Origin of the sequence: Pseudomonas saponiphila (genome assembly GCF_900105185.1) — a bacterium.
Classification (GTDB): domain Bacteria; phylum Pseudomonadota; class Gammaproteobacteria; order Pseudomonadales; family Pseudomonadaceae; genus Aquipseudomonas; species Aquipseudomonas saponiphila.
Genome location: NZ_FNTJ01000001.1, coordinates 2,253,648 through 2,275,252, shown reverse-complemented (window position 1 = coordinate 2,275,252; position 21,605 = coordinate 2,253,648). Strand labels below are relative to the sequence as shown.

Here is a 21,605-nt window from a genome sequence, read left to right as displayed (position 1 = left end):
ACCGCCCAAGCTTTGCGCTTTTTGTTCGAACCCCGCGGCATAGACTGCACTCCAACGCAAAATAGCTAAGGAGCACTCCATGGGACTGCTGATCGATGGGCGCTGGCATGACCAGTGGTATGAAAGCGGCAAGGACGGCGCCTTCCAACGGGAACAGGCGCAACGCCGACACTGGGTCACCGCCGATGGTCGCCCAGGCCCCAGTGGCGAAGGCGGTTTTGCCGCCGAGGCCGGGCGCTACCACCTCTATGTGTCCCTGGCCTGCCCGTGGGCCCACCGAACCCTGATCCTGCGCAAGCTCAAGGGCCTGGAACCGCTGATCGACGTCTCGGTGGTCAGCTGGCTGATGCGCGAGAACGGCTGGACCTTCGACAGCGCCTACGGCTCCAGCGGCGACGCGCTGGATCACTTCGACTTCATGCACCAGCGCTATACCGCCGACACGGCCGACTACACCGGCCGCGTAACGGTGCCGGTGCTGTGGGACAAGCAGCAACAGCGCATCGTCAGCAACGAATCGGCGGAAATCATCCGCATGTTCAACAGCGCCTTCGACGGCCTGACCGGCAACGACCTGGATTTTTATCCGCAGGCATTGCGCGCGCGCATCGATGAGCTCAATGCTCGCATCTACCCCGCGCTGAACAATGGCGTGTACCGCGCCGGATTTGCCACTTCACAACAAGCCTATGAAACGGCGTTCGATGATGTGTTTGCCGAGCTGGACGTACTGGAGGCGTTGCTGGACAAGCAGCGCTACCTGGCCGGCGAGTACCTGACCGAAGCCGATGTTCGGCTGTTTACCACACTGATCCGTTTCGATGCGGTGTACCACGGCCACTTCAAGTGCAACCTGCGGCGGATTGCCGATTACCCGAACCTGTCGAACTGGCTGCGTGAGCTGTATCAATGGCCGGGGATTGCCGAGACGGTGGATTTTGCCCATATCAAGGGGCACTACTACGCCAGCCACAGCACCATCAATCCGACCGGGATCGTGCCCAAAGGGCCGTTGCAGGATTTCAGCCGCGGCCATGATCGGCAGCGGTTGAGTGGGCAAGGGGTTTGGTGCAGGGATTGAGGAGGCTTTCGCTGGCGAGCCAGCTCCTACGCAGATCGTGTAGGAGCCGGCTTGCCTGCGAAGCTTTTCAGACCTCGGACTGGGCGCCTTCGAACCAAGCCAGCTTCTCGCGCAGCTGGACCACTTCGCCAACGATCACCAGGGTCGGCGCGTGCACTTCGTGCTCGGCCACCAGCGTCGGCAGGTTGGCCAGGGTACCGGTAAACACTCGCTGGTTGCTGGTGGTGCCCTGCTGCACCAGCGCCGCCGGCGTGTCGGCGCCACGACCGTGCTTGATCAGTTGCTCGCAGATGGTCGGCAAGCCCACCAGGCCCATGTAGAACACCAGGGTCTGGGCCGGTGCCACCAGGTCGCTCCAGGGCAGGTTGCTGGTGCCGTCCTTGAGGTGACCGGTGACGAAGCGCACCGACTGCGCGTAATCGCGGTGAGTCAGGGGAATGCCGGCATAGGCCGAGCAACCACTGGCCGCAGTAATGCCCGGCACCACCTGGAATGGAATGCCATGGGCCGCCAGCTCTTCGATCTCTTCGCCGCCCCGGCCAAAGATGAACGGGTCGCCTCCCTTGAGCCGCACCACGCGCTTGCCTTGCTGGGCCAGGGTCACCAGTTGCTGGTTGATCTGCTCCTGGGGCACGGCGTGATCGGCGCGACGTTTGCCGACGTAAATGCGTTCGGCGTCGCGGCGGCACAGTTCGAGAATCGCCGGCGCCACCAGACGGTCGTAGAGCACCACGTCGGCCTGTTGCATCAGGCGCAGGGCGCGGAAGGTAAGCAGGTCCGGATCACCCGGGCCTGCCCCCACCAGATACACCTCGCCCGGCGCGTGGGGCGCCTTGCCGGCAATCTTGGCCTGCAACAGACGCTCGGCCTCCGCGCCCTGCCCCGCCAGCTGGCGATCGGCGATGGGCCCCTGAAACACGTCTTCCCAGAACGCCCGGCGCTGCTGCACATCCGGAAACAGGCCTTTGACCTGGGCCCGAAAACGCGCCGCCAACCCGGCCAATTGGCCATAGGTGGAAGGAATCCAGGTTTCCAGCTTGGCCCGGATCAAGCGCGCCAGCACCGGCGCATCGCCGCCACTGGACACCGCGATGACCAGCGGCGAACGGTCGACGATGGCGGGGAAGATCACGCTGCACAGGGCCGGCGCATCCACCACGTTGACCGGGACGCAACGCCGATGGGCATCGGCGGAAACCTGGGCATTCAGGGATTCATCGTCGGTGGCGGCGATGATCAGGGTGCAGCCGTCGAGGTCTGCCTCGACATACCCGCGCAACAGGGACTCACCGCCGCTGGCGACGATCAGTTCCTGCAATTGCGCTTCTATTTCAGGTGCGACCACTCGCAGCTGCGCACCGGCGTCGGCCAGCAGACGGGATTTGCGCAAGGCAATCTCCCCTCCGCCGACCACCAACACACGACTGCCGCGAAGGTTGTGAAACAGCGGCAGATATTCCATTTAGCCGATGACCTCAAGACCACCCATGTACGGCTTCAGCACCTCCGGCACGCGGATCGAACCGTCGGCTTGCTGGTAGTTCTCCAGCACCGCCACCAGGGTACGGCCCACGGCCAGGCCGGAGCCGTTGAGGGTGTGCACCAGCTCAGGCTTGCCGGTTTCCGGGTTACGGAAACGCGCCTGCATGCGCCGGGCCTGGAAGTCGCCGCAGTTGGAGCACGAGGAGATCTCGCGGTATTTGTCCTGGCTCGGCACCCAGACTTCCAGGTCGTAGGTCTTGATCGCGCCAAAGCCCATGTCACCGGTGCACAGGGCCAGTACGCGGTACGGCAGTTGCAGCAGTTGCAGGACCTTTTCGGCGTTGGCGGTCAGGCTTTCCAGGGCTTCCATGGAAGTCGACGGCTCGACCACCTGGACCATCTCGACCTTGTCGAACTGGTGCTGGCGGATCATGCCGCGGGTGTCGCGGCCCGAAGCACCGGCTTCACTGCGGAAGCACGGGGTGTGAGCGACGAACTTCAGCGGCAGCTGCTTCGGATCGAGGATCTCGCCAGCCACGATGTTGGTCAGCGACACTTCAGCGGTCGGAATCAGGTACAGATCGGCCTCGCCTTCGCGAGTGATCTTGAACAGGTCTTCCTCGAACTTCGGCAACTGGCCGGTGCCCATCAGCGCCGGAGCCTGCACCAGGTATGGGGTGTAGGCTTCTTCGTAACCGTGCTCGCTGGTGTGCAGGTTGATCATGAACTGCGCCAGGGCGCGGTGCAGGCGAGCGATCGGGCCGCGCAGCAGGGCAAAGCGCGCGCCGGAGAGCTTGGCGGCGGTTTCAAAGTCCAGCCAGCCGTGGGTTTCGCCCAGGGCCACATGATCCTTGATCGGGAAGTCGAAGGTGGTCGGAGTGCCCCAGCGGCGCACTTCAACGTTGCCGTCTTCGTCTTCACCCACCGGCACCGACTCGTGAGGCAGGTTGGGAATGCCGAACAGGATCGAGTCCAGTTCGCTCTGGATGCTTTCCAGCTCGGCCTTGCCGGAGCTCAGCTCGTTCCCCATGCGCTCAACGTCGGCCATCAGCGGGGCGATGTCTTCGCCGCGTTGCTTGGCCTGGCCGATGGACTTGGAGCGCGCGTTACGTTCAGCCTGCAGTTGCTCGGTGCGGGTCTGCACGGTCTTGCGCTGTTCTTCCAGCGCTTCGATGCGTGCCACATCCAGGGCAAAGCCGCGGGATGCCAGACGATCCGCTACGTCCTGGAGGTTGCTACGTAACAGTTTGGAATCGAGCATGTCGTTCTCTCGTTTATCAAAGTTTGGTCAAGGACAGGCCGGCCCAGGTAGCAAGCAGCCCGCCGAATACGCTCAGTGCCGCATAGCCCAGGGCCAGCGCCACTTGTCCGCTTTCCAGCAGACGCACGGTATCCAGTGAAAAGGATGAAAAAGTCGTCAGGCCACCGAGGAAGCCCACTATCAATCCGGCACGCACTTCGATCGGCACTTCCGGACGGACCAGGAACAGTCCGTACAACACGCCGATCAGCAGGCAGCCCACGATATTAACGGCCAGCGTCGCGGTATAGAAGTGCCGCGGCCAATTGGCGTTGATCCAGTTGCCTGTGGTGAAACGCAACAGGGTGCCGGCCACGCCACCGGCGGAGACTGCGAGAATCAGGGGGATCAAGGTTTTCTCCGCTGCAAGGGGCTGGCCCGGTCCAGGGCGGCCAGGTGCTTGAGCTTCTCGCCGATCTTCAGCTCCAGGCCACGGGGTACCGGCTGGTAGAGCGGCAAGGGCTCCAGCTCTTCGGGAAAATAGTCTTCACCGGCGGCGTAGGCATCCGGCTCGTCATGGGCGTAGCGGTATTCATCGCCGTAACCCAACTGCTTCATCAGCTTGGTCGGGGCGTTGCGCAGGTGGATCGGCACTTCCAGCGAACCGTGCTCGGCAGCGGCGCGCATGGCGGCCTTGAAGCCCATGTACACGGCGTTGCTTTTTGGCGCACAGGCCAGGTAGGTGATGGCCTGGGCCACCGCCAGCTCGCCTTCGGGGCTACCCAGGCGCTCCTGCACATCCCAGGCCGCCAGGCACAGGCTCAGCGCTCGCGGGTCGGCGTTGCCGATGTCCTCGCTGGCCATGCGCACCACGCGCCGGGCCAGGTACAGCGGGTCGCAGCCGCCGTCGAGCATGCGCGCAAACCAGTACAGGGCGCCGTCGGGGTTGGAGCCGCGCACCGATTTGTGCAACGCGGAAATCTGGTCGTAGAAGGCTTCGCCGCCCTTGTCGAAACGCCGCCGGGTATCCCCCAGCAGGCTTTGCAGCAGCTCAACGCCGATCTCGCCGCCGTCTTCGGCCAGGTCCGAGGCGTTTTCCAGCAGGTTGAGCATGCGCCGGCCATCGCCATCGGCCGCCGACAGCAGCATCTGGAAGCCTTCGTCGCTGAGGCGCAATTGGCGCTTGCCCAACCCCCGCTCCTCAGTCAGGGCGCGCTGTACCAGGGTGCCCAGGGCCGTTTCATCCAGGCTCTTGAGCACATACACCCGCGCTCGGGAGAGCAAGGCGTTGTTGAGTTCGAAGGACGGGTTTTCCGTGGTGGCACCGATAAAGATCAGGGTGCCGTCTTCCACATAGGGCAGGAAGGCATCCTGCTGCGACTTGTTGAAGCGATGCACTTCGTCGACGAACAGAATGGTCCGCCGGCCGTATTGCCCGGCCTGCTGCTTGGCGATTTCCACCGCCTGACGGATCTCCTTGACCCCGGCCAGCACCGCCGAGACGGTTTCGAAGTGAGCATCCGAGACTTCCGCCAGCAGCCGCGCCAGGGTGGTCTTGCCGACCCCGGGCGGGCCCCAGAAGATCATCGAATGCAGGGCGCCCTGCTCCAGGGCCTCGCGCAGCGGCTTGCCCCGGGCCAGCAGGTGCTGCTGACCGACGTACTCGTCCAGGTTGGTGGCACGCAAGCGTGCGGCCAGTGGCTGGGCGATCGGAGCACTACGAAACAGGTCCATGGACTACCTTCGAAACCTTGCGGCTGCGGCTGCTTACTCTTGGATCACATCGGCACCCTTGGGGATGTCGAACTTGAACTTGGAGGCCGGGATCGCTTCGTTGGCCTTGACCCCGGTAAACAGGATATTGGTGCGCTGGCCGACGCTGTCGATCAACTGCATGTCGTTGATCATGCCGTTGCGGAACGACAGGCGCAGGCTGTCGAACAGGGTGTCGCGGGTTTTCGGCTTGAGGGTGAAGTCCATCACGCCACCGGCCTCCTTGGAGGTGATGTCGAAGCTTTCGCTGATCTTCGACACGTCACCGGACAGCAGCAGGGCTGGGGTCTGGGTCAGGCGCTGGTCGAGCTTCTTGATGGTCACCTGCTCCAGGTCCGGGTCCCACAGCGAGACTTTCTGACCATCGGAAACCATCAGTTGCTCTTGCGGCGCATCGGTGTGCCAGTAGAACAGGCCAGGACGCTGCAGCGACATCTCGCCGGCGGTTTCCTGCAATTGGGTGCCGCTGCCGTCCAGGGTCAGCTGTGAGAAACGCGCGGTCAGGGTCTGGGACTTTTCCAGCAACTGGGTCAGGCGCGCCACGTCTTTGGGGTCGGCGTGGGCCGACAAGGTGGTCACAGCCAGTACCGGCAGCAGCAACATGCGAATCAGGCGCATGGAATTCCTCATAAATTGGATGGGTACACGAGCGGCGTGGCATCACGCCGCTGAAAACGAAACGGGATCAGTCGCGCATCGGGCCAGGCGCCAGCACTTCGCGGGAGCCGTTGGTGTTCATCGCCGTCACCACCCCGGCCATTTCCATGGCCTCGATCATCCGGGCGGCGCGGTTGTAACCAATCTTCAGCTTGCGCTGTACCGCCGAGATCGAGGCCCGGCGGCTTTCCAGGACGAACTGCACGGCTTCGTCGTACAGCGCATCGGCTTCCGGATCATCGCCGTCGCCACCGCCGCTGCTGCCTTCGAAACCACTGCCCGCCTCTTCGACACCGTTGAGGATATCGTCGTTGTATTCCGGCGCGCCGCGCAGCTTCCAGGCCTCCACGACGCGGTGCACTTCATCGTCGGAGACGAAGGCGCCGTGGACGCGAATCGGCAGGCTGGTGCCCGGCGGCATGTAGAGCATGTCACCGTGGCCCAGCAGCTGTTCGGCGCCGCCCTGGTCGATGATGGTCCGCGAGTCGATCTTGCTCGATACCTGGAACGCCATGCGGGTCGGAATGTTGGCCTTGATCAGGCCGGTGATCACGTCCACCGACGGCCGCTGGGTCGCGAGGATCAGGTGGATACCGGCGGCCCGGGCCTTCTGGGCGATACGGGCGATCAGCTCTTCGACCTTCTTGCCGACGATCATCATCATGTCGGCGAATTCGTCCACCACCACGACGATGGTCGGCAACTTGGTCAGCAGCGGCGCTTCGTCGTGAATGCTTTCGCGGTTGTACAGCGGATCGGCCAGCGGCGTGCCGGCGTCGATGGCTTCCTTGACCTTGGCGTTGAAGCCCGAAAGGTTGCGCACGCCCATCTTGGCCATGAGTTTGTAGCGCCGCTCCATCTCTGCCACGCTCCAGCGCAGGGCGTTGGCCGCGTCCTTCATGTCGGTGACCACCGGGCACAGCAGGTGCGGAATGCCTTCGTAGATCGACAGTTCGAGCATTTTCGGGTCGATCATGATCAGCTTGGCGTCTTCCGGGCCGGACTTGAACAGGATCGACAGGATCATGGCGTTGACCCCCACCGACTTACCGGAACCGGTAGTACCGGCCACTAGCAAGTGAGGCATTTTCGCCAGGTCGGTGATGATCGGCTTGCCACCGATATCGTGGCCCAGGGCCAGGGTGACCGGGGATTTGAAGTTGTCGTATTCCGGGGTCGAGAGCACTTCGGAGAAGCGCACGATCTGCCGGTCTTCGTTGGGGATCTCGATGCCGACGGTGGTCTTGCCGGGAATCACTTCCACCACCCGCACACTGGTCACCGCCAGGGAACGGGCCAGGTCCTTGGCCAGGTTGGCGATACGGCTGACTTTCACCCCCGCCGCCGGCTGGATTTCGTAACGGGTGATCACCGGACCTGGATGGATCGAGTCCACCGCGACCTCGACGCCGAATTCCTTGAGCTTGATTTCCAGCAGGTGACCGACGGCGGCCAGGGACTCGGGTGAATAATTGAGCTGCTTCTTTTCCGCCGGATCAAGAATCGAGATCGGCGGCAAGGTGCCTTCCACCGCGCTGTCGACGAACAGCGGCGCCTGCTTCTCTTTCTGCACGCGCTTGCTGGGCTCGGGCGGCTTGACCGCCACCGGCGTGATCACGGGCGGCACCTGCTTCTCGCGCTCGGACATGTGCTTGCTCAACGCCTGCTCGCGCTCGATCAGGCGCTCCTTGACCTTGGCCTGCTCGCGCTTGTCGGCGATGTTGGGGGTCACGACTTCATCGACCCGAGCATCCACCTCGCGCAGTTGCGCCACCAGTTGCTTGCGCTCCACGCGGGCATCCCACCAGCGATTGGCCGCGCCCTGGAACAGCTCGAACAGGTCAAGCGTGATCTTGCCAGTGACATCCATCACCTTGAACCAGGACAGGTCGGTAAATACCGTCAGGCCGAACAGGAACAGGGCAATGAACATCAGGGTACTGCCCTGCACGTTCAGGGCATTCTTGGCCAGGTCGCCCAGGCTTTCACCCAGGGCGCCACCGGCACCGGCAGGCAGGCCGGTGGGTGCATGGAAATGGATATGGGCCAGCGCGGCGCCGGACAGCACCAGGAACACCAGGCCGATCAGCCGCCAGGAAAACAGCCAGCCGCTCCACTGCCAGGGTTCATGGCGCTGGCGGAAGATCTGGTAAGTCTTGATCGCCAACAGCAGCGGGAAGATATAAGCGAAGTAACCCAACACCATGAACAGGATATCGGCGCTGTAAGAACCGGCGGGACCACCGAAGTTCTGCACATCTTCGATCTTGCTGTTATGACTCCAACCCGGATCATCTTTACCGTAGGTCAGAAGTGCCATCATCAAGAACAGACACAGGGCTCCAATGGCGATCAACGCACCTTCCTTGAGCCGGTAGTGCAATTGCTGACGCCAAAGCGGAACAACAGGTTTAGGTGCTGCGGTGGATTTCTTCAAAACGCGTCTTTTCCTGCGCCATAAGCGCGTCCAACGGGTGATTGACTACAAGATACTGCTCAATCCGAGCAGGTAAATAAAATTGACCGGCGTAACTGGGGCTACTTTTAACACTCTGCCCCTTGCTTCTGAAACGGTGCGTTTCTGAATAAGCCTGGTACATCGTCGTATTGTACGGGTTTGTTCACACCATGCCACGTCAGAACAGTCTGTTAAGCATAGCCACTTGCGTAAAACGCACTGTTCAATTGGAGCATGCATTCTCTTTTGTGACAAAGGCTTATGAGGTGTTTTTATGAACCCAGCACAGCATTCCCGCCTGATCATTCTGGGCTCCGGCCCTGCCGGTTACAGCGCCGCCGTTTATGCCGCGCGTGCCAACCTCAAACCGACAGTGATCACCGGCTTGCAAGCCGGCGGCCAACTGACCACCACCACTGAAGTCGACAACTGGCCCGGTGACGTCGAAGGCCTGACCGGTCCGGTGCTGATGGAGCGCATGCAGAAACACGCCGAGCGCTTCGACACCCAGATTGTCTATGACCACATCCACACCGCTCAGTTGCAGCAACGGCCGTTTATCCTCATCGGCGACAGCGGCACCTACAGTTGCGACGCGCTGATCATCGCCACTGGCGCGTCGGCGCAGTACCTGGGCCTGCCATCGGAAGAAACGTTTGCCGGCAAAGGGGTTTCCGCCTGCGCCACCTGCGACGGCTTTTTCTATCGCAATCAGGTGGTGGCGGTGGTGGGTGGTGGCAATACCGCCGTGGAAGAGGCCCTGTACCTGTCCAACATCGCCAAGGAAGTGCACCTGGTGCACCGCCGCGACAAGCTTCGCGCGGAGAAAATCCTTCAGGACAAGCTGTTCGACAAGGCCGCCAACGGCAATATTCGCCTGCACTGGAACCAGCACCTGCAAGAAGTGCTGGGGGATGCCAGCGGCGTGACCGGCGCCCGCCTCAAGGACAGCCATAGCGGAGAAACCAGGGACCTGGCGTTGGCCGGGGTGTTTATCGCCATCGGCCACAAGCCCAATACCGATCTGTTCCAGGGGCAACTAGAGATGCGTGACGGCTATTTGCTGATCAAGGGAGGCAGCGAAGGCAACGCCACCGCCACCGGCATCCCGGGAGTATTCGCCGCCGGCGATGTGGCCGACCACGTCTACCGCCAAGCCATTACATCCGCCGGTGCCGGCTGCATGGCAGCCCTGGATGCAGAAAAATTCCTCGACGACCACTAAGCCCTCGCCCTACGCTTGTGGCGGGCCATCATCGGCCCGCCACCGCCCTCCCCTGCCGTAAGTCTGGATGCCATGCTGACCTGGTTACAACGCAACAAGCTTGATTTCCCCCCATTGGAAAAAGCCATGCGCGAGCCCAACGGGCTGCTGGCTGCGGGCGGTGACCTGTCCGCCGATCGCCTGATTCAGGCCTATCGTCACGGCTGCTTTCCCTGGTTTTCTGAAGGCCAGCCCATTCTCTGGTGGTCTCCGGACCCGCGCACCGTGCTCTTCCCCGATGAGCTGCACGTGTCACGCAGCTTGGGCAAGCTGCTGCGCAAACAGCGTTATGAAGTGACCTTCGACCAGGATTTCGCTGCGGTGATCAGCGCCTGCGCAGCCCCCCGCGCCTACGCCGACGGCACCTGGATCAGCGAAGCCATGCAGCAGGCGTATCAGCAACTGCACCAGCGCGGCCACGCTCACTCGGTGGAAGTCTGGGATCAGGGCGAACTGGTGGGAGGCCTTTATGGCCTGGCCATGGGACAGTTGTTCTTTGGCGAGTCGATGTTCAGCCGCGCCGATAACGCTTCGAAATTCGGCTTCGCCACCCTGGTACGCCATCTGAAGGCATGGGGTTTTGTGCTGATCGACTGCCAGATGCCTACCGAACATCTGCAAAGCCTGGGGGCGAGATCCATTACTCGAACGGAGTTCGCCGATTACCTCAAGCAACACCTGGATCAGCCGAGCCGCGCCATATGGGTTTGCTAGGCGGGTTTGACAGCAGTGGCTTACACTTAATTTCAAAGCTTATTCCGAGGGTTGACTCATGACCGAGTTGGCGCGCCTGAAGTTTTATGCGACTCAACCCCACTCTTGCAGCTACCTGCCCGACGAACAGGCCACTACCTTGTTCCTCGATCCCAGCCAGCCCATGGACGTGCATGTTTATGCGGATCTGTCGGAAATGGGTTTTCGCCGCAGTGGAGATCACCTGTACCGACCCCATTGCCAAAATTGCAACGCTTGTGTGCCGGCGCGCATCCCCGTGGCGCAGTTCCTGCCCAACCGCCAACAAAAACGCATCCTCAAACGCAACAGCGACCTGAAGGTACAAGCAGCCAAACCAGCGTTCAGTGAAGAATATTTCGAGCTGTATCAACGTTATATCGAGCAACGCCACGCCGATGGCGACATGTTCCCCCCCAGCCGCGACCAGTTCTCGACCTTTCTGGTACGCGACCTGCCATTCTCGCGCTTCTATGAATTTCGCCTGGACGGTCGCCTGCTGGCCGTAGCAGTCACCGATCTGCTACCCAATGGCCTTTCCGCGGTCTACACCTTCTATGAACCTGACGAAGAACGCCGCAGCCTGGGGCGCTATGCGATTCTCTGGCAAATCGGCGAAACCCTGCGCCAGGGCCTGGATGCGGTCTACCTCGGCTACTGGATCAAAAACTGCAAAAAGATGAGCTACAAGACCCAATATCGCCCCATAGAGCTACTGGTTAACCAGAGATGGGTGATCCTCAACTAGAAGGTCTTGGCTTAAACCCCTCTTTTCGGGCACAATGCACGCCGCTTTTGCCTGGCGCAGTTGCACCGGGCCATTCATTGGATACCGAGGGCTTTACTGCATGTCGAAAGAAGACAGCTTCGAAATGGAAGGCACTGTCGTCGACACCCTGCCCAACACCATGTTTCGCGTGGAGTTGGAAAATGGGCACGTCGTAACCGCGCATATTTCCGGCAAGATGCGCAAGAACTACATTCGTATTCTTACCGGTGACAAAGTGCGCGTCGAGCTGACGCCCTATGACTTGAGCAAAGGGCGCATCACTTACCGCGCTCGCTAAGCAAGTCAATACAAGACGCCCGGTTATGCCGGGCGTTTTTGTTCGTCTGCAAAAAACTGTTCAAACCCCAGATAGCACAAAGGCACCCTCCGGTGCCTTTGGCGGTACTGCTGCGTTATGCGGCCATCAAGCCATTTCCGCCGTGGTTTCGAAATCGAAGGTCAACTCGCCATCCTTGATGTCGATGTGCACCACACCGCCATGGTCGGACAATTCGCCAAACAGGATCTCCTCGGCCAGGGGACGCTTGATCTTGTCCTGGATCAAACGCGCCATCGGACGCGCACCCATCGTCACGTCGTAACCACCGGCTGCCAGCCAGCTGCGAGCGGCATCGGTCACTTCCAGCTGCACGCGCTTGTCTTCCAGCTGTGCTTGAAGCTCGGTAAGGAACTTGTCCACCACGCTCTTGATCACTTCATGGCTCAGGCGACCGAACTGGATAATGGTGTCCAGACGGTTACGGAACTCCGGCGTAAAGCTCTTCTTGATCACTTCCATGGCATCGGAAGAATGATCTTGATGAGTGAAACCTATGGAGGCTCGCGCCGCGGTTTCAGCACCGGCGTTGGTGGTCATGATGAGGATGACATTGCGGAAATCCGCCTTGCGCCCGTTGTTGTCGGTCAGGGTGCCGTGATCCATCACCTGCAACAGCAGGTTGAAGACTTCCGGATGAGCCTTCTCGATCTCATCAAGCAACAACACGCAATGTGGCTGCTTGGTGATCGCTTCGGTCAGCAATCCGCCCTGATCGAAACCGACATAGCCGGGAGGCGCACCAATCAGACGCGAGACAGTATGCCGCTCCATGTACTCGGACATGTCGAAGCGCACCAGCTCGATGCCCATGGCCTTGGCCAACTGCCGGGCCGCCTCGGTCTTGCCGACACCGGTAGGACCGGCGAACAGGAAGGAACCGACGGGTTTGTCCGGGGATTTCAGGCCGGCACGGGACAGCTTGATCGCCGTGGACAGCGAATCGATCGCCGCATCCTGACCGAATACCGTCAACTTGAGATCGCGCTCAAGGTTGCGCAGCAGCTCCTTGTCAGAGCTGGTGACATGTTTTGGCGGAATACGGGCAATTTTCGCCACGATGTCTTCAACCTGAGCCACTTCAATGCGCTTCACGCGCTTGTCGACTGGTTGCAGACGCTGATAGGCACCCGCCTCGTCAATCACATCGATGGCCTTGTCAGGCATATGCCGGTCATTGATGTAGCGCGAGGCCAGCTCCGCAGCCGCACGCAGCGCCTCATCACTGTATTCGATACTGTGATGCTGTTCGAAACGCCCCTTGAGACCGCGCAGGATACCGATGGTGTCTTCAACCGAAGGCTCGGACACATCGACTTTCTGGAAGCGCCGCGCCAGCGCGCGATCCTTCTCGAAAATGCCACGGAACTCCTGGAACGTAGTCGAACCGATGCAGCGGATGTCGCCCGACGACAGCAACGGCTTGAGCAGGTTCGAGGCATCCATCACGCCACCGGACGCCGCACCGGCACCGATGATGGTATGGATCTCATCGATGAACAGGATCGCCTGAGGACGCTTTTTCAACTCGCCCAGCAACGCCTTGAAGCGTTTCTCGAAGTCGCCACGGTATTTGGTACCCGCCAGCAATGCCCCGAGATCCAGGGAGTAGACCACGCTGTTGGTCAGCAGGTCCGGCACTTGATTGTCGACGATACGTTTGGCCAGGCCTTCGGCAATCGCCGTCTTGCCCACACCCGCCTCACCCACCAGCAACGGGTTGTTCTTGCGCCGACGCGCCAGGATCTGGGCTACACGCTCCACTTCCTGCTCACGCCCTACCAGCGGATCAATGCGCCCCTGACGGGCCAGCTCATTGAGATTGCTGGCATAGGCATCCAGGGGATTGCTCGAAGAAGACGACTCACCACCCTCTTCATCCTGCATATCCTGTTCACCTTCAGAATGATCGCCATGCCCTGGCACCTTGGAGATGCCGTGGGCGATGTAATTGACCACATCGATACGAGCGACGCTCTGCTGCTTGAGCAGGAACACCGCCTGACTCTCTTGCTCACTGAAGATAGCTACCAACACATTGGCGCCAGTGACTTCACGCTTGCCCGAGCTCTGGACGTGAAAGACAGCACGCTGCAGCACACGCTGGAAACCCAGGGTAGGCTGAGTCTCGCGATCCTCGTCATGTACCGGGATCAGCGGCGTGGTGGAGTCGATGAACTCCTGCAGGTCGTGCTTGAGTTTGTCGAGGTTTGCTCCGCAGGCACGCAAAACGGTGGCGGCGGCCTCATTATCCAAAAGAGCCAACAGAAGGTGCTCGACGGTCATGAACTCATGACGCTTCGAACGGGCCTCCTTGAAGGCGAGATTGAGGGTGACTTCGAGCTCGCGGTTTAACATAGCTTCACCTCATACCCAAGTGGTCGGCGTTAACCGTCCTTCTCGATTTCACAGAGTAGCGGATGCTGGCTTTCCCGGGCGTACTGGTTGACCTGCATGGCCTTTGTCTCGGCGATGTCGCGGGTAAACAATCCACACACTGCCCGCCCTTCTGTATGGACGGCCAGCATGACCTTGGTCGCCAGCTCGCGATTCAGGTTAAAAAACATCTCGAGCACTTCGACGACGAAATCCATCGGGGTGTAGTCATCGTTGAACAAAACCACCTTGTACATCGGCGGCGCCTGTAACGCAGGCTTAGCTTCCTGTACAGCCAAGCCAGCGGAATCGTCGTCGTGCAAGTCCGGGCGATCCTGATTGAATGTTAGTCGAATCTGGCTGATTGCATGCATGGAAAGAAAGGTTCGTCAGTTGTGCAAATACAGTGGTTGGGGCGCTCTGGATGGAATTCAACTCCGACCGCCGGGTCACCTTGACTATCGGCAAAACGGTGTTACAACCAATAGGGCCCACATTGGGTAATAAACGTCCGCGGCGTCAACCTTTTTACCAAGCTTGGCGGCGGATGAACTGGATGATACTCCAGTGATGGAGTCTGTTGCAGAGGGATATGAGTATGGCTAGCGGTAAGGTCAAGTGGTTCAACAATGCCAAGGGTTATGGCTTTATTAATGAGGAGGGCAAGACGGATGATCTGTTTGCCCATTACTCGGCCATCGAGATGGATGGCTACAAGACCTTGAAAGCCGGACAGGCTGTGAGCTTCGAGATCATCCAGGGCCCCAAGGGCCTGCATGCGGTCAAAATCAACGCCTTGAAGGTGCCCGGTGAAATCATCCCCGCAGAGGCACAACCTGAAAGCGCCTTGAGCTGATATACCCAACATCCAGTCATAAAAAAACCGGCCGACTCAAGGGATTGAGTCGGCCGGTTTGCTTTGTGCGCGATTGCGCTTACATGTGCGAGATCAACGCATCGCCGAATGCCGAGGAAGACAGCAGGGTCGCACCTTCCATCAGACGCTCGAAGTCATAGGTCACGGTCTTGGCCGAAATCGCGCCGTTGGTGCCCTTGATAATGAGATCAGCAGCCTCGGTCCAGCCCATGTGACGCAACATCATCTCCGCAGAGAGAATCAGCGAGCCCGGGTTGACCTGATCCTTGCCGGCATACTTGGGCGCAGTACCGTGGGTTGCCTCGAACATGGCCACGGTATCGGACAGGTTGGCACCTGGAGCGATACCGATACCGCCCACTTCCGCCGCCAGGGCGTCGGACAGATAGTCACCGTTGAGGTTAAGAGTGGCGATCACATCGTATTCCGCCGGACGCAGCAGGATCTGCTGGAGCATGGCATCGGCGATGGCATCCTTGACGATGACGTTCTTGCCGGTTTTCGGGTTCTTGAACTGCATCCAAGGCCCGCCGTCCAGCAGGGTGGCGCCAAATTCTTCGGCCGCCACTTCATAGGCCCATTCCTTGAAGGCACCTTCGGTGAACTTCATGATGTTGCCTTTGTGCACGATGGTCAGCGAGTCGCGGTCGTTATCCACTACATATTGCAGCGCCTTGCGCGCCAGACGCTTGGTGCCCTGCAGGGAAACCGGCTTGACACCGATACCGCAGTTTTCGTCGAAACGGATCTTGGTGACGCCCATTTCTTCTTTAAGAAACTTGATGACCTTGGTGGCTTCTGCCGAACCGGCCTTCCACTCAATACCGGCGTAAATGTCTTCGGAGTTTTCACGGAAGATGGTCATGTCCACATCTCCCGGCTTTTTCACCGGGCTGGGCACGCCTTCGAACCAGCGCACCGGACGCAGGCACACATACAGGTCCAGCTGTTGACGCAAGGCCACGTTCAGGGAACGGATACCGCCACCGACCGGAGTGGTCAGCGGGCCTTTGATGGAAACCACGTAATCCTTCACAGCATCCAGGGTTTCCTGAGGAAGCCAGGTGTCCTGGTCGTACACTTGAGTCGCTTTTTCCCCGGCATAAACTTCCATCCAGGAAATCTTGCGTTCGCCGCCGTAAGCCTTCTTAACCGCAGCATCGACAACCTTGATCATGACCGGGCTGATATCAACACCAATACCGTCGCCTTCGATGAAAGGAATAATCGGGTTGTTAGGAACATTGAGAGAATGGTCTGCGTTGACGGTGATTTTGTCGCCGACTGCTGGAACCTGAATCTTCTTGTATCCCATGCTGAACTCCGTTGTGTGGATTGAACATCTGGCTGCGTTCGAGCGTAACCCAGTTGAATCTGGACGGGAACCTCATGTTCCACCCATATGCCGTGAAAGCTTTACAGTTCGCGGCCTACAAGCCTGAATGCAAAGGGAAAAGTGCCAAATTCGAGCACAGCCGACGACTCTACGCCTGCACCCCGCCTGCGACCTTTAGACCAATGGACGAGCACCGGTACCTATGAAGCACCGGCGCTTTGCTAGCTACCTATGTATAATGCCGCCGCTGACCACAGAGTCACGACGGCCGAACGCTCTGCTACCGAAGAAAACAAGCCGAGACTGGCCGCCCAAAGCCGGGTTGTTACCGCAGCCCACCCGCTTGACGCTCGACTGATGCACCCAACATCACCGCGAAGAAACCTCGACATTCGGCTCATGGATGACCTTTGAACGAAAGCGCTTACCCGGCGCACCTCGAGTTTCTGCGCACGCTTTAGCAAAGAAGAGAGTTAATCCGAATATGCCCACCCGCTCGAAGATCATCTATACCTTCACCGACGAAGCCCCGGCCCTCGCCACCTATTCCCTGCTGCCTATCGTAGAAGCCTTCACCGCTTCGGCTGATATCGCCGTGGAAACCCGCGACATCTCCCTGGCCGGCCGCATCCTCGCCAGCTTCCCTGAGCAGTTGGGTGCCAAAGCGGTACCGGACCACCTCGCCGAACTGGGCGAGCTGGCCGTCACCCCAGAAGCCAACATCATCAAACTGCCGAACATCAGCGCCTCGGTCCCGCAACTGCAAGCCGCGATCAAGGAACTGCAGGCCCAGGGCTACGCCCTGCCGGACTACCCGGAAACCGTGACCAGCGATGCCGACAAAGACGCCAAGGCGCGTTACGACAAGGTCAAGGGCAGCGCCGTGAACCCGGTTCTGCGTGAAGGCAACTCCGACCGTCGCGCCCCGCTGTCGGTGAAGAACTACGCACGCAAGCACCCACACAAGATGGGCGCCTGGGCCAAGGACTCCAAGTCCCACGTTGCCCACATGAGCAACGGCGACTTCTACGGCAGCGAAAAAGCCGCCCTGATCGAAGCCGCTGACAGCGTCAAGATCGAGCTGATCGCTCAAGACGGCACTGCTACCGTCCTGAAAGAAAAGACCAGCGTGCAAGCCGGCGAGATCCTCGACTGCGCCGTGATGAGCAAAAAGGCCCTGCGCGCCTTCATCGCCGCTGAAATCGAAGACGCCAAGAAACAAGGCGTGCTGCTGTCGGTGCACCTCAAGGCCACCATGATGAAGGTTTCCGACCCGATCATGTTCGGTCAGATCGTTGCCGAGTTCTATCAGGACGCCCTGAGCAAGCACGCTACCGTGCTGCAGGAAATCGGCTTCAACCTGAACAACGGTATCGGCGACCTGTACGCCCGCATCAAAGCCCTGCCGGCCGAGCAGCAAGCCGCGATCGAAGCCGATATCCAGGCGGTCTACGCAGCCCGCCCGGCCCTGGCCATGGTCAACTCCGACAAAGGCATCACCAACCTGCACGTGCCGAGCGACGTGATCGTCGACGCCTCGATGCCTGCGATGATCCGTGACTCCGGCAAGATGTGGGGCACCGATGGCCAGCTGCACGACACCAAGGCCGTGATTCCGGACCGCTGCTACGCCACCATCTACCAGGCCGTGATCGAAGACTGCAAAGCCAATGGCGCGTTCGATCCGACCACCATGGGCAGCGTGCCGAACGTCGGCCTGATGGCGAAAAAGGCCGAAGAGTACGGCTCCCACGACAAGACCTTCGAAATCAAGGCTGACGGCGTGGTTCGCGTCACCGACAGCAAAGGCAGCCTGCTGCTGGAGCAGAAAGTCGAAGCCGGCGACATCTTCCGCATGTGCCAGACCAAAGACGCGCCGATCCAGGACTGGGTCAAGCTTGCCGTCAACCGTGCTCGCGCTAGCAGCACCCCGGCGATTTTCTGGCTGGATCCGATGCGCGCCCACGACGGCGTGATGATCGAGAAAGTTCAGGCCTACCTGAAGGATCACGACACCAGCGATCTGGACATCCGCATCATGTCCCCGGTCGAAGCCATGAAGTTCACCCTGGCCCGCACCCGCGACGGCAAGGACACCATCTCGGTGACCGGCAACGTGCTGCGCGACTACCTGACCGACCTGTTCCCGATCATGGAACTGGGCACCAGCGCCAAGATGCTATCGATCGTGCCGCTGATGAACGGTGGCGGCCTGTTCGAAACCGGTGCCGGCGGTTCGGCTCCGAAGCATGTGCAACAGCTGCTGGAAGAGAACTTCCTGCGCTGGGACTCCCTGGGTGAGTTCCTGGCCCTGGCCGCCTCCCTGGAGCACCTGGGCAACACCTACAACAACCCGAAAGCCCTGGTACTGGCCAAGACCCTGGACCAGGCTACCGGCCAGTTCCTCGACAACAACAAGTCGCCATCGCGCAAAGTCGGCAACATCGACAACCGCGGCAGCCACTTCTACCTGGCGCTGTACTGGGCACAAGCCTTGGCCGCCCAGACCGAGGACGCCGCCCTGCAAGCGCAGTTCAGCCCTCTGGCCAAGACCCTGACCGAGAACGAAGCGACCATCGTCGCCGAGCTCAACGCCGTACAGGGCAAGCCCGTGGACATCGGCGGCTACTACAGCGCCAACCCTGAGCTGGTGAGCAAGGCCATGCGCCCGAGCGCTACCCTCAACGCGGCCATTGCTGCGCTGGTGTAAGCACGAGCGAATACACAAACCCCGGCCCCGCGCCGGGGTTTGTGCTTCTGGAGTCTGTAGGAGCCGGCTTGCCGGCGAATGCCCCCTCCACGCCGAACATGCGGCGCTCGCTTCGCCGGCAAGCCGGCTCCTACAATGCCCGCCTTTTTATAAAGGAGCGTTCTTATGGAATGGCAACCTCATATCACCGTCGCCACCATCGTCGAAGACCAGGGCCGCTTTCTGTTCGTCGAGGAGTACTCGGGTGAACAGGCCGTGCTCAACCAGCCCGCCGGGCACCTGGATGCCAATGAAAGCCTGCTCCAGGCGGCCATTCGCGAAACCCTGGAGGAAACCGGCTGGGACGTGGAATTGACCGGCGTGGTCGGCATCTACCTGTACACCGCCCCGAGCAATGGCGTGACCTACCAGCGCGTGTGCTTTGCCGCCAAACCGCTGCGCCATCATCCGGACTATCAGCTGGATGACGGCATCATCGGCCCACGCTGGCTGACCCGCGAGCAACTGCTGGAACAGCGTGCCCACTGGCGCAGCGAGTTGATCCTGCAATGCCTGGACGATTACCTGGACGGCCAACTGCACAGCCTGGCACTGATCCGACCAATGCTTTAACCGCAGTTTTAGCCTTGCAGGCCTCAGCCTGTTAGAATCGCGTCCTTTTTCAAGACACCCGTTGAATTCCTATGCGTGATCCAGCCCCTTCTGACACCCAAAAGAAGCGCGTCATTGTCGGCATGTCCGGCGGCGTGGATTCTTCCGTTTCCGCCCTCCTGCTGATGGAGCAGGGATACCAGGTGGAAGGCCTGTTCATGAAGAACTGGGAGGAAGACGACGGCACCGAATACTGCACCGCCATGGATGACCTGGCCGACGCCCAGGCCGTGTGCGACAAGCTTGGCATCAAGCTGCACACTGCCAACTTCGCCGCCGAGTACTGGGACAACGTGTTCGAGCACTTCCTGGCCGAATACAAGGCCGGCCGCACGCCGAACCCGGACATCCTGTGCAACCGCGAAATCAAGTTCAAGGCGTTCCTCGACTACGCCCTGATGCTCGGAGCCGACCTGATCGCCACCGGCCACTATGTGCGCCGCCGCGATATCGACGGCCGCACCGAACTGCTCAAGGGCCTGGACCCGAACAAGGACCAGAGCTACTTCCTGCACGCCGTTGGCGGTGAACAGATCGCCAAGACCCTGTTCCCGGTAGGCGAGCTGGAAAAGCCCGAAGTACGCGCCATCGCCGAGAAACACGACCTGGCCACCGCCAAGAAGAAAGACTCCACCGGCATCTGCTTCATCGGTGAGCGGCGCTTCAGCGACTTCCTCAAGCAGTACCTGCCCGCCCAGCCCGGCGAGATCAAGACCACCGAAGGCGAAGTCATCGGCCGTCACCACGGCCTGATGTACCACACCATCGGCCAGCGCCAGGGTCTGGGCATCGGCGGCCTGAAAGACGCCGGTGAAGAGCCGTGGTACGTGCTGATCAAGGACCTGGAGCACAACGAACTGATCGTTGGCCAGGGCAACGACCACCCATGGCTGTTCTCCCGCGCCCTGCTGGCTTCCGACATCTATTGGGTCAACCCTATCGACCTGAGCCAACCACGGCGCCTGACCGCCAAGGTGCGCTACCGCCAGAGCGACCAGCCCTGCACCCTGGAGCAGACCGCCAACGGCTACCGCGCCACCTTCGATGACCCGCAACGCGCCGTGACTCCCGGCCAGTCCGTGGTGTTCTACGACGGTGAAATCTGCCTCGGTGGCGGCGTCATCGAAGTGGCCGAGCCCTGGAGCAGCAAGGACGTCCGTCCATGAGCCCGATTCAGGAACAACTGACGGCACTGGGCGGAGTATTCCTCGCCGCGGTGCTGGTGGACCGCATCGCCAAGACCGGTCAGGTCAGCGAAGCGGCCCTGAGCTGCATGCTCGGGAGCCTGCTGATCCGCGATCCGAAGGACACCCTGGAAGTCTACGGCGGTGACGACATCAACCTGCGCGAAGGCTATCGCGCCCTGATCGGCGCCCTGGAACGCGACCCCAGCACCCTGCAACGCGAGCCCCTGCGCTACGCCTTGTCGATGCTCGGCCTGGAGCGTCAACTGGCCAAGCGCGATGACCTGCTGGAAACCATCGGCAAACGCCTGCCGCAAATCCAGTCCCAGGTGGAACACTTCGGCCCGGCCCACGAAAACGTCATCGCCGCGTGCGGCGGGCTGTACCAGGACACCCTGAGCACCCTGCGCCAGCGCATCCAGGTGCATGGCGACATGCGCAACCTGCAGCAACCGAGCAACGCCTCGAAGATCCGCGCCCTGCTACTGGCCGGCATTCGTTCGGCGCGCCTGTGGCGTCAGCTGGGCGGCCATCGCTGGCAACTGGTGATCAGCCGGCGCAAATTGCTTAAAGAACTTTATCCGTTGATGCGCAGCAGCTGAGCTGCGCCTGACTTTCAAGAGCTGCGCGTAAGACGCCGGTCAGTTGGCAACGGACCGGCGGATATTTTCATGTATG

19 protein-coding genes are annotated in these 21,605 nt (G+C 60.7%); 10 read left to right on the top strand and 9 right to left on the bottom strand.

The features are described 5' to 3' along the window. The first annotated feature begins 79 nt into the window (after positions 1–79). On the top strand, positions 80–1,081 hold the full coding sequence (locus tag BLV47_RS10655; protein WP_092313122.1) for a glutathione S-transferase family protein: 1,002 nt from the start codon (positions 80–82) through the stop codon (positions 1,079–1,081). 67 nt (positions 1,082–1,148) lie between these two features. Here BLV47_RS10655 and cysG read toward each other — a convergent pair whose 3' ends face one another. The 6 genes from cysG to BLV47_RS10625 all read right to left on the bottom strand — a co-directional run bounded on the left by cysG (position 1,149) and on the right by BLV47_RS10625 (position 8,670). Further along, positions 1,149–2,543: a siroheme synthase CysG gene (gene cysG / locus BLV47_RS10650; protein WP_092313119.1), complete on the bottom strand. Its 1,395-nt coding sequence runs from the start codon at positions 2,541–2,543 to the stop codon at positions 1,149–1,151. After that, positions 2,544–3,824, bottom strand: coding sequence for a serine--tRNA ligase (gene serS, locus BLV47_RS10645; protein WP_092313116.1), 1,281 nt, complete (start codon positions 3,822–3,824; stop codon positions 2,544–2,546). It abuts the gene before it with no gap. 16 nt (positions 3,825–3,840) lie between these two features. Next, positions 3,841–4,215: a fluoride efflux transporter CrcB gene (crcB, locus tag BLV47_RS10640; protein ID WP_041119048.1), complete on the bottom strand. Its 375-nt coding sequence runs from the start codon at positions 4,213–4,215 to the stop codon at positions 3,841–3,843. Further along, entirely contained in the window at positions 4,212–5,537 is a 1,326-nt protein-coding gene (locus BLV47_RS10635) for a replication-associated recombination protein A (protein WP_092313113.1), read from the bottom strand. The genes crcB and BLV47_RS10635 overlap by 4 nt, the downstream gene beginning before the upstream one ends. A gap of 33 nt (positions 5,538–5,570) precedes the next feature. Beyond that, positions 5,571–6,194, bottom strand: coding sequence for an outer membrane lipoprotein periplasmic chaperone LolA (gene lolA / locus BLV47_RS10630; RefSeq protein WP_011062167.1), 624 nt, complete (start codon positions 6,192–6,194; stop codon positions 5,571–5,573). Positions 6,195–6,261: 67 nt separating this feature from the next. After that, positions 6,262–8,670, bottom strand: a complete 2,409-nt coding sequence (locus BLV47_RS10625; RefSeq protein ID WP_060840121.1) for a DNA translocase FtsK — start codon at positions 8,668–8,670, stop codon at positions 6,262–6,264. A 295-nt stretch (positions 8,671–8,965) separates the two neighbouring features. Here BLV47_RS10625 and trxB point away from each other — a divergent pair, with 295 nt between their 5' ends. From trxB to infA, 4 genes are all read left to right on the top strand, one after another. After that, positions 8,966–9,916, top strand: coding sequence for a thioredoxin-disulfide reductase (trxB, locus tag BLV47_RS10620; RefSeq protein WP_092313110.1), 951 nt, complete (start codon positions 8,966–8,968; stop codon positions 9,914–9,916). A gap of 72 nt (positions 9,917–9,988) precedes the next feature. Continuing rightward, a complete protein-coding gene (aat, locus tag BLV47_RS10615) occupies positions 9,989–10,669 on the top strand; it encodes a leucyl/phenylalanyl-tRNA--protein transferase (protein WP_092313107.1) in 681 nt (226 codons plus the stop codon). Between the two features lie 58 nt (positions 10,670–10,727). Further along, positions 10,728–11,435 carry an arginyltransferase gene (locus tag BLV47_RS10610; protein ID WP_092313104.1) on the top strand — a complete coding sequence of 236 codons (708 nt, stop codon included), beginning with the start codon at positions 10,728–10,730 and terminating at the stop codon, positions 11,433–11,435. Between the two features lie 100 nt (positions 11,436–11,535). Next, positions 11,536–11,754 carry a translation initiation factor IF-1 gene (infA, locus tag BLV47_RS10605; protein WP_002553999.1) on the top strand — a complete coding sequence of 73 codons (219 nt, stop codon included), beginning with the start codon at positions 11,536–11,538 and terminating at the stop codon, positions 11,752–11,754. A 126-nt stretch (positions 11,755–11,880) separates the two neighbouring features. Here the strand turns inward: infA and clpA are convergent, their stop codons facing one another. Beyond that, on the bottom strand, positions 11,881–14,151 hold the full coding sequence (clpA, locus tag BLV47_RS10600) for an ATP-dependent Clp protease ATP-binding subunit ClpA (RefSeq protein ID WP_092313101.1): 2,271 nt from the start codon (positions 14,149–14,151) through the stop codon (positions 11,881–11,883). 29 nt (positions 14,152–14,180) lie between these two features. Further along, complete coding sequence (gene clpS, locus BLV47_RS10595) at positions 14,181–14,543, bottom strand: ATP-dependent Clp protease adapter ClpS (protein ID WP_011062173.1); 363 nt, start codon at positions 14,541–14,543, stop codon at positions 14,181–14,183. A gap of 224 nt (positions 14,544–14,767) precedes the next feature. On the opposite strand from clpS, the gene cspD reads away from it, so the two are divergent. After that, positions 14,768–15,025, top strand: coding sequence for a cold shock domain-containing protein CspD (gene cspD, locus BLV47_RS10590; RefSeq protein WP_092313098.1), 258 nt, complete (start codon positions 14,768–14,770; stop codon positions 15,023–15,025). 79 nt (positions 15,026–15,104) lie between these two features. Here cspD and icd read toward each other — a convergent pair whose 3' ends face one another. Beyond that, a complete protein-coding gene (gene icd / locus BLV47_RS10585) occupies positions 15,105–16,361 on the bottom strand; it encodes an NADP-dependent isocitrate dehydrogenase (protein ID WP_016964815.1) in 1,257 nt (418 codons plus the stop codon). Between the two features lie 505 nt (positions 16,362–16,866). Here icd and BLV47_RS10575 point away from each other — a divergent pair. From BLV47_RS10575 to hflD, 4 genes are all read left to right on the top strand, one after another. Then, positions 16,867–19,092 carry an NADP-dependent isocitrate dehydrogenase gene (locus BLV47_RS10575; RefSeq protein ID WP_092313095.1) on the top strand — a complete coding sequence of 742 codons (2,226 nt, stop codon included), beginning with the start codon at positions 16,867–16,869 and terminating at the stop codon, positions 19,090–19,092. Between the two features lie 165 nt (positions 19,093–19,257). Further along, positions 19,258–19,704: an NUDIX hydrolase gene (locus tag BLV47_RS10570; RefSeq protein WP_092313092.1), complete on the top strand. Its 447-nt coding sequence runs from the start codon at positions 19,258–19,260 to the stop codon at positions 19,702–19,704. Positions 19,705–19,775: 71 nt separating this feature from the next. Then, positions 19,776–20,909 (top strand): tRNA 2-thiouridine(34) synthase MnmA, encoded by a 1,134-nt coding sequence (gene mnmA, locus BLV47_RS10565; RefSeq protein ID WP_092313089.1) that lies wholly within the window; start codon positions 19,776–19,778, stop codon positions 20,907–20,909. Beyond that, a complete protein-coding gene (gene hflD, locus BLV47_RS10560; protein WP_011062179.1) occupies positions 20,906–21,529 on the top strand; it encodes a high frequency lysogenization protein HflD in 624 nt (207 codons plus the stop codon). Before mnmA ends, hflD begins: the two co-directional genes overlap by 4 nt. The last annotated feature ends 76 nt before the right edge of the window (positions 21,530–21,605 follow it).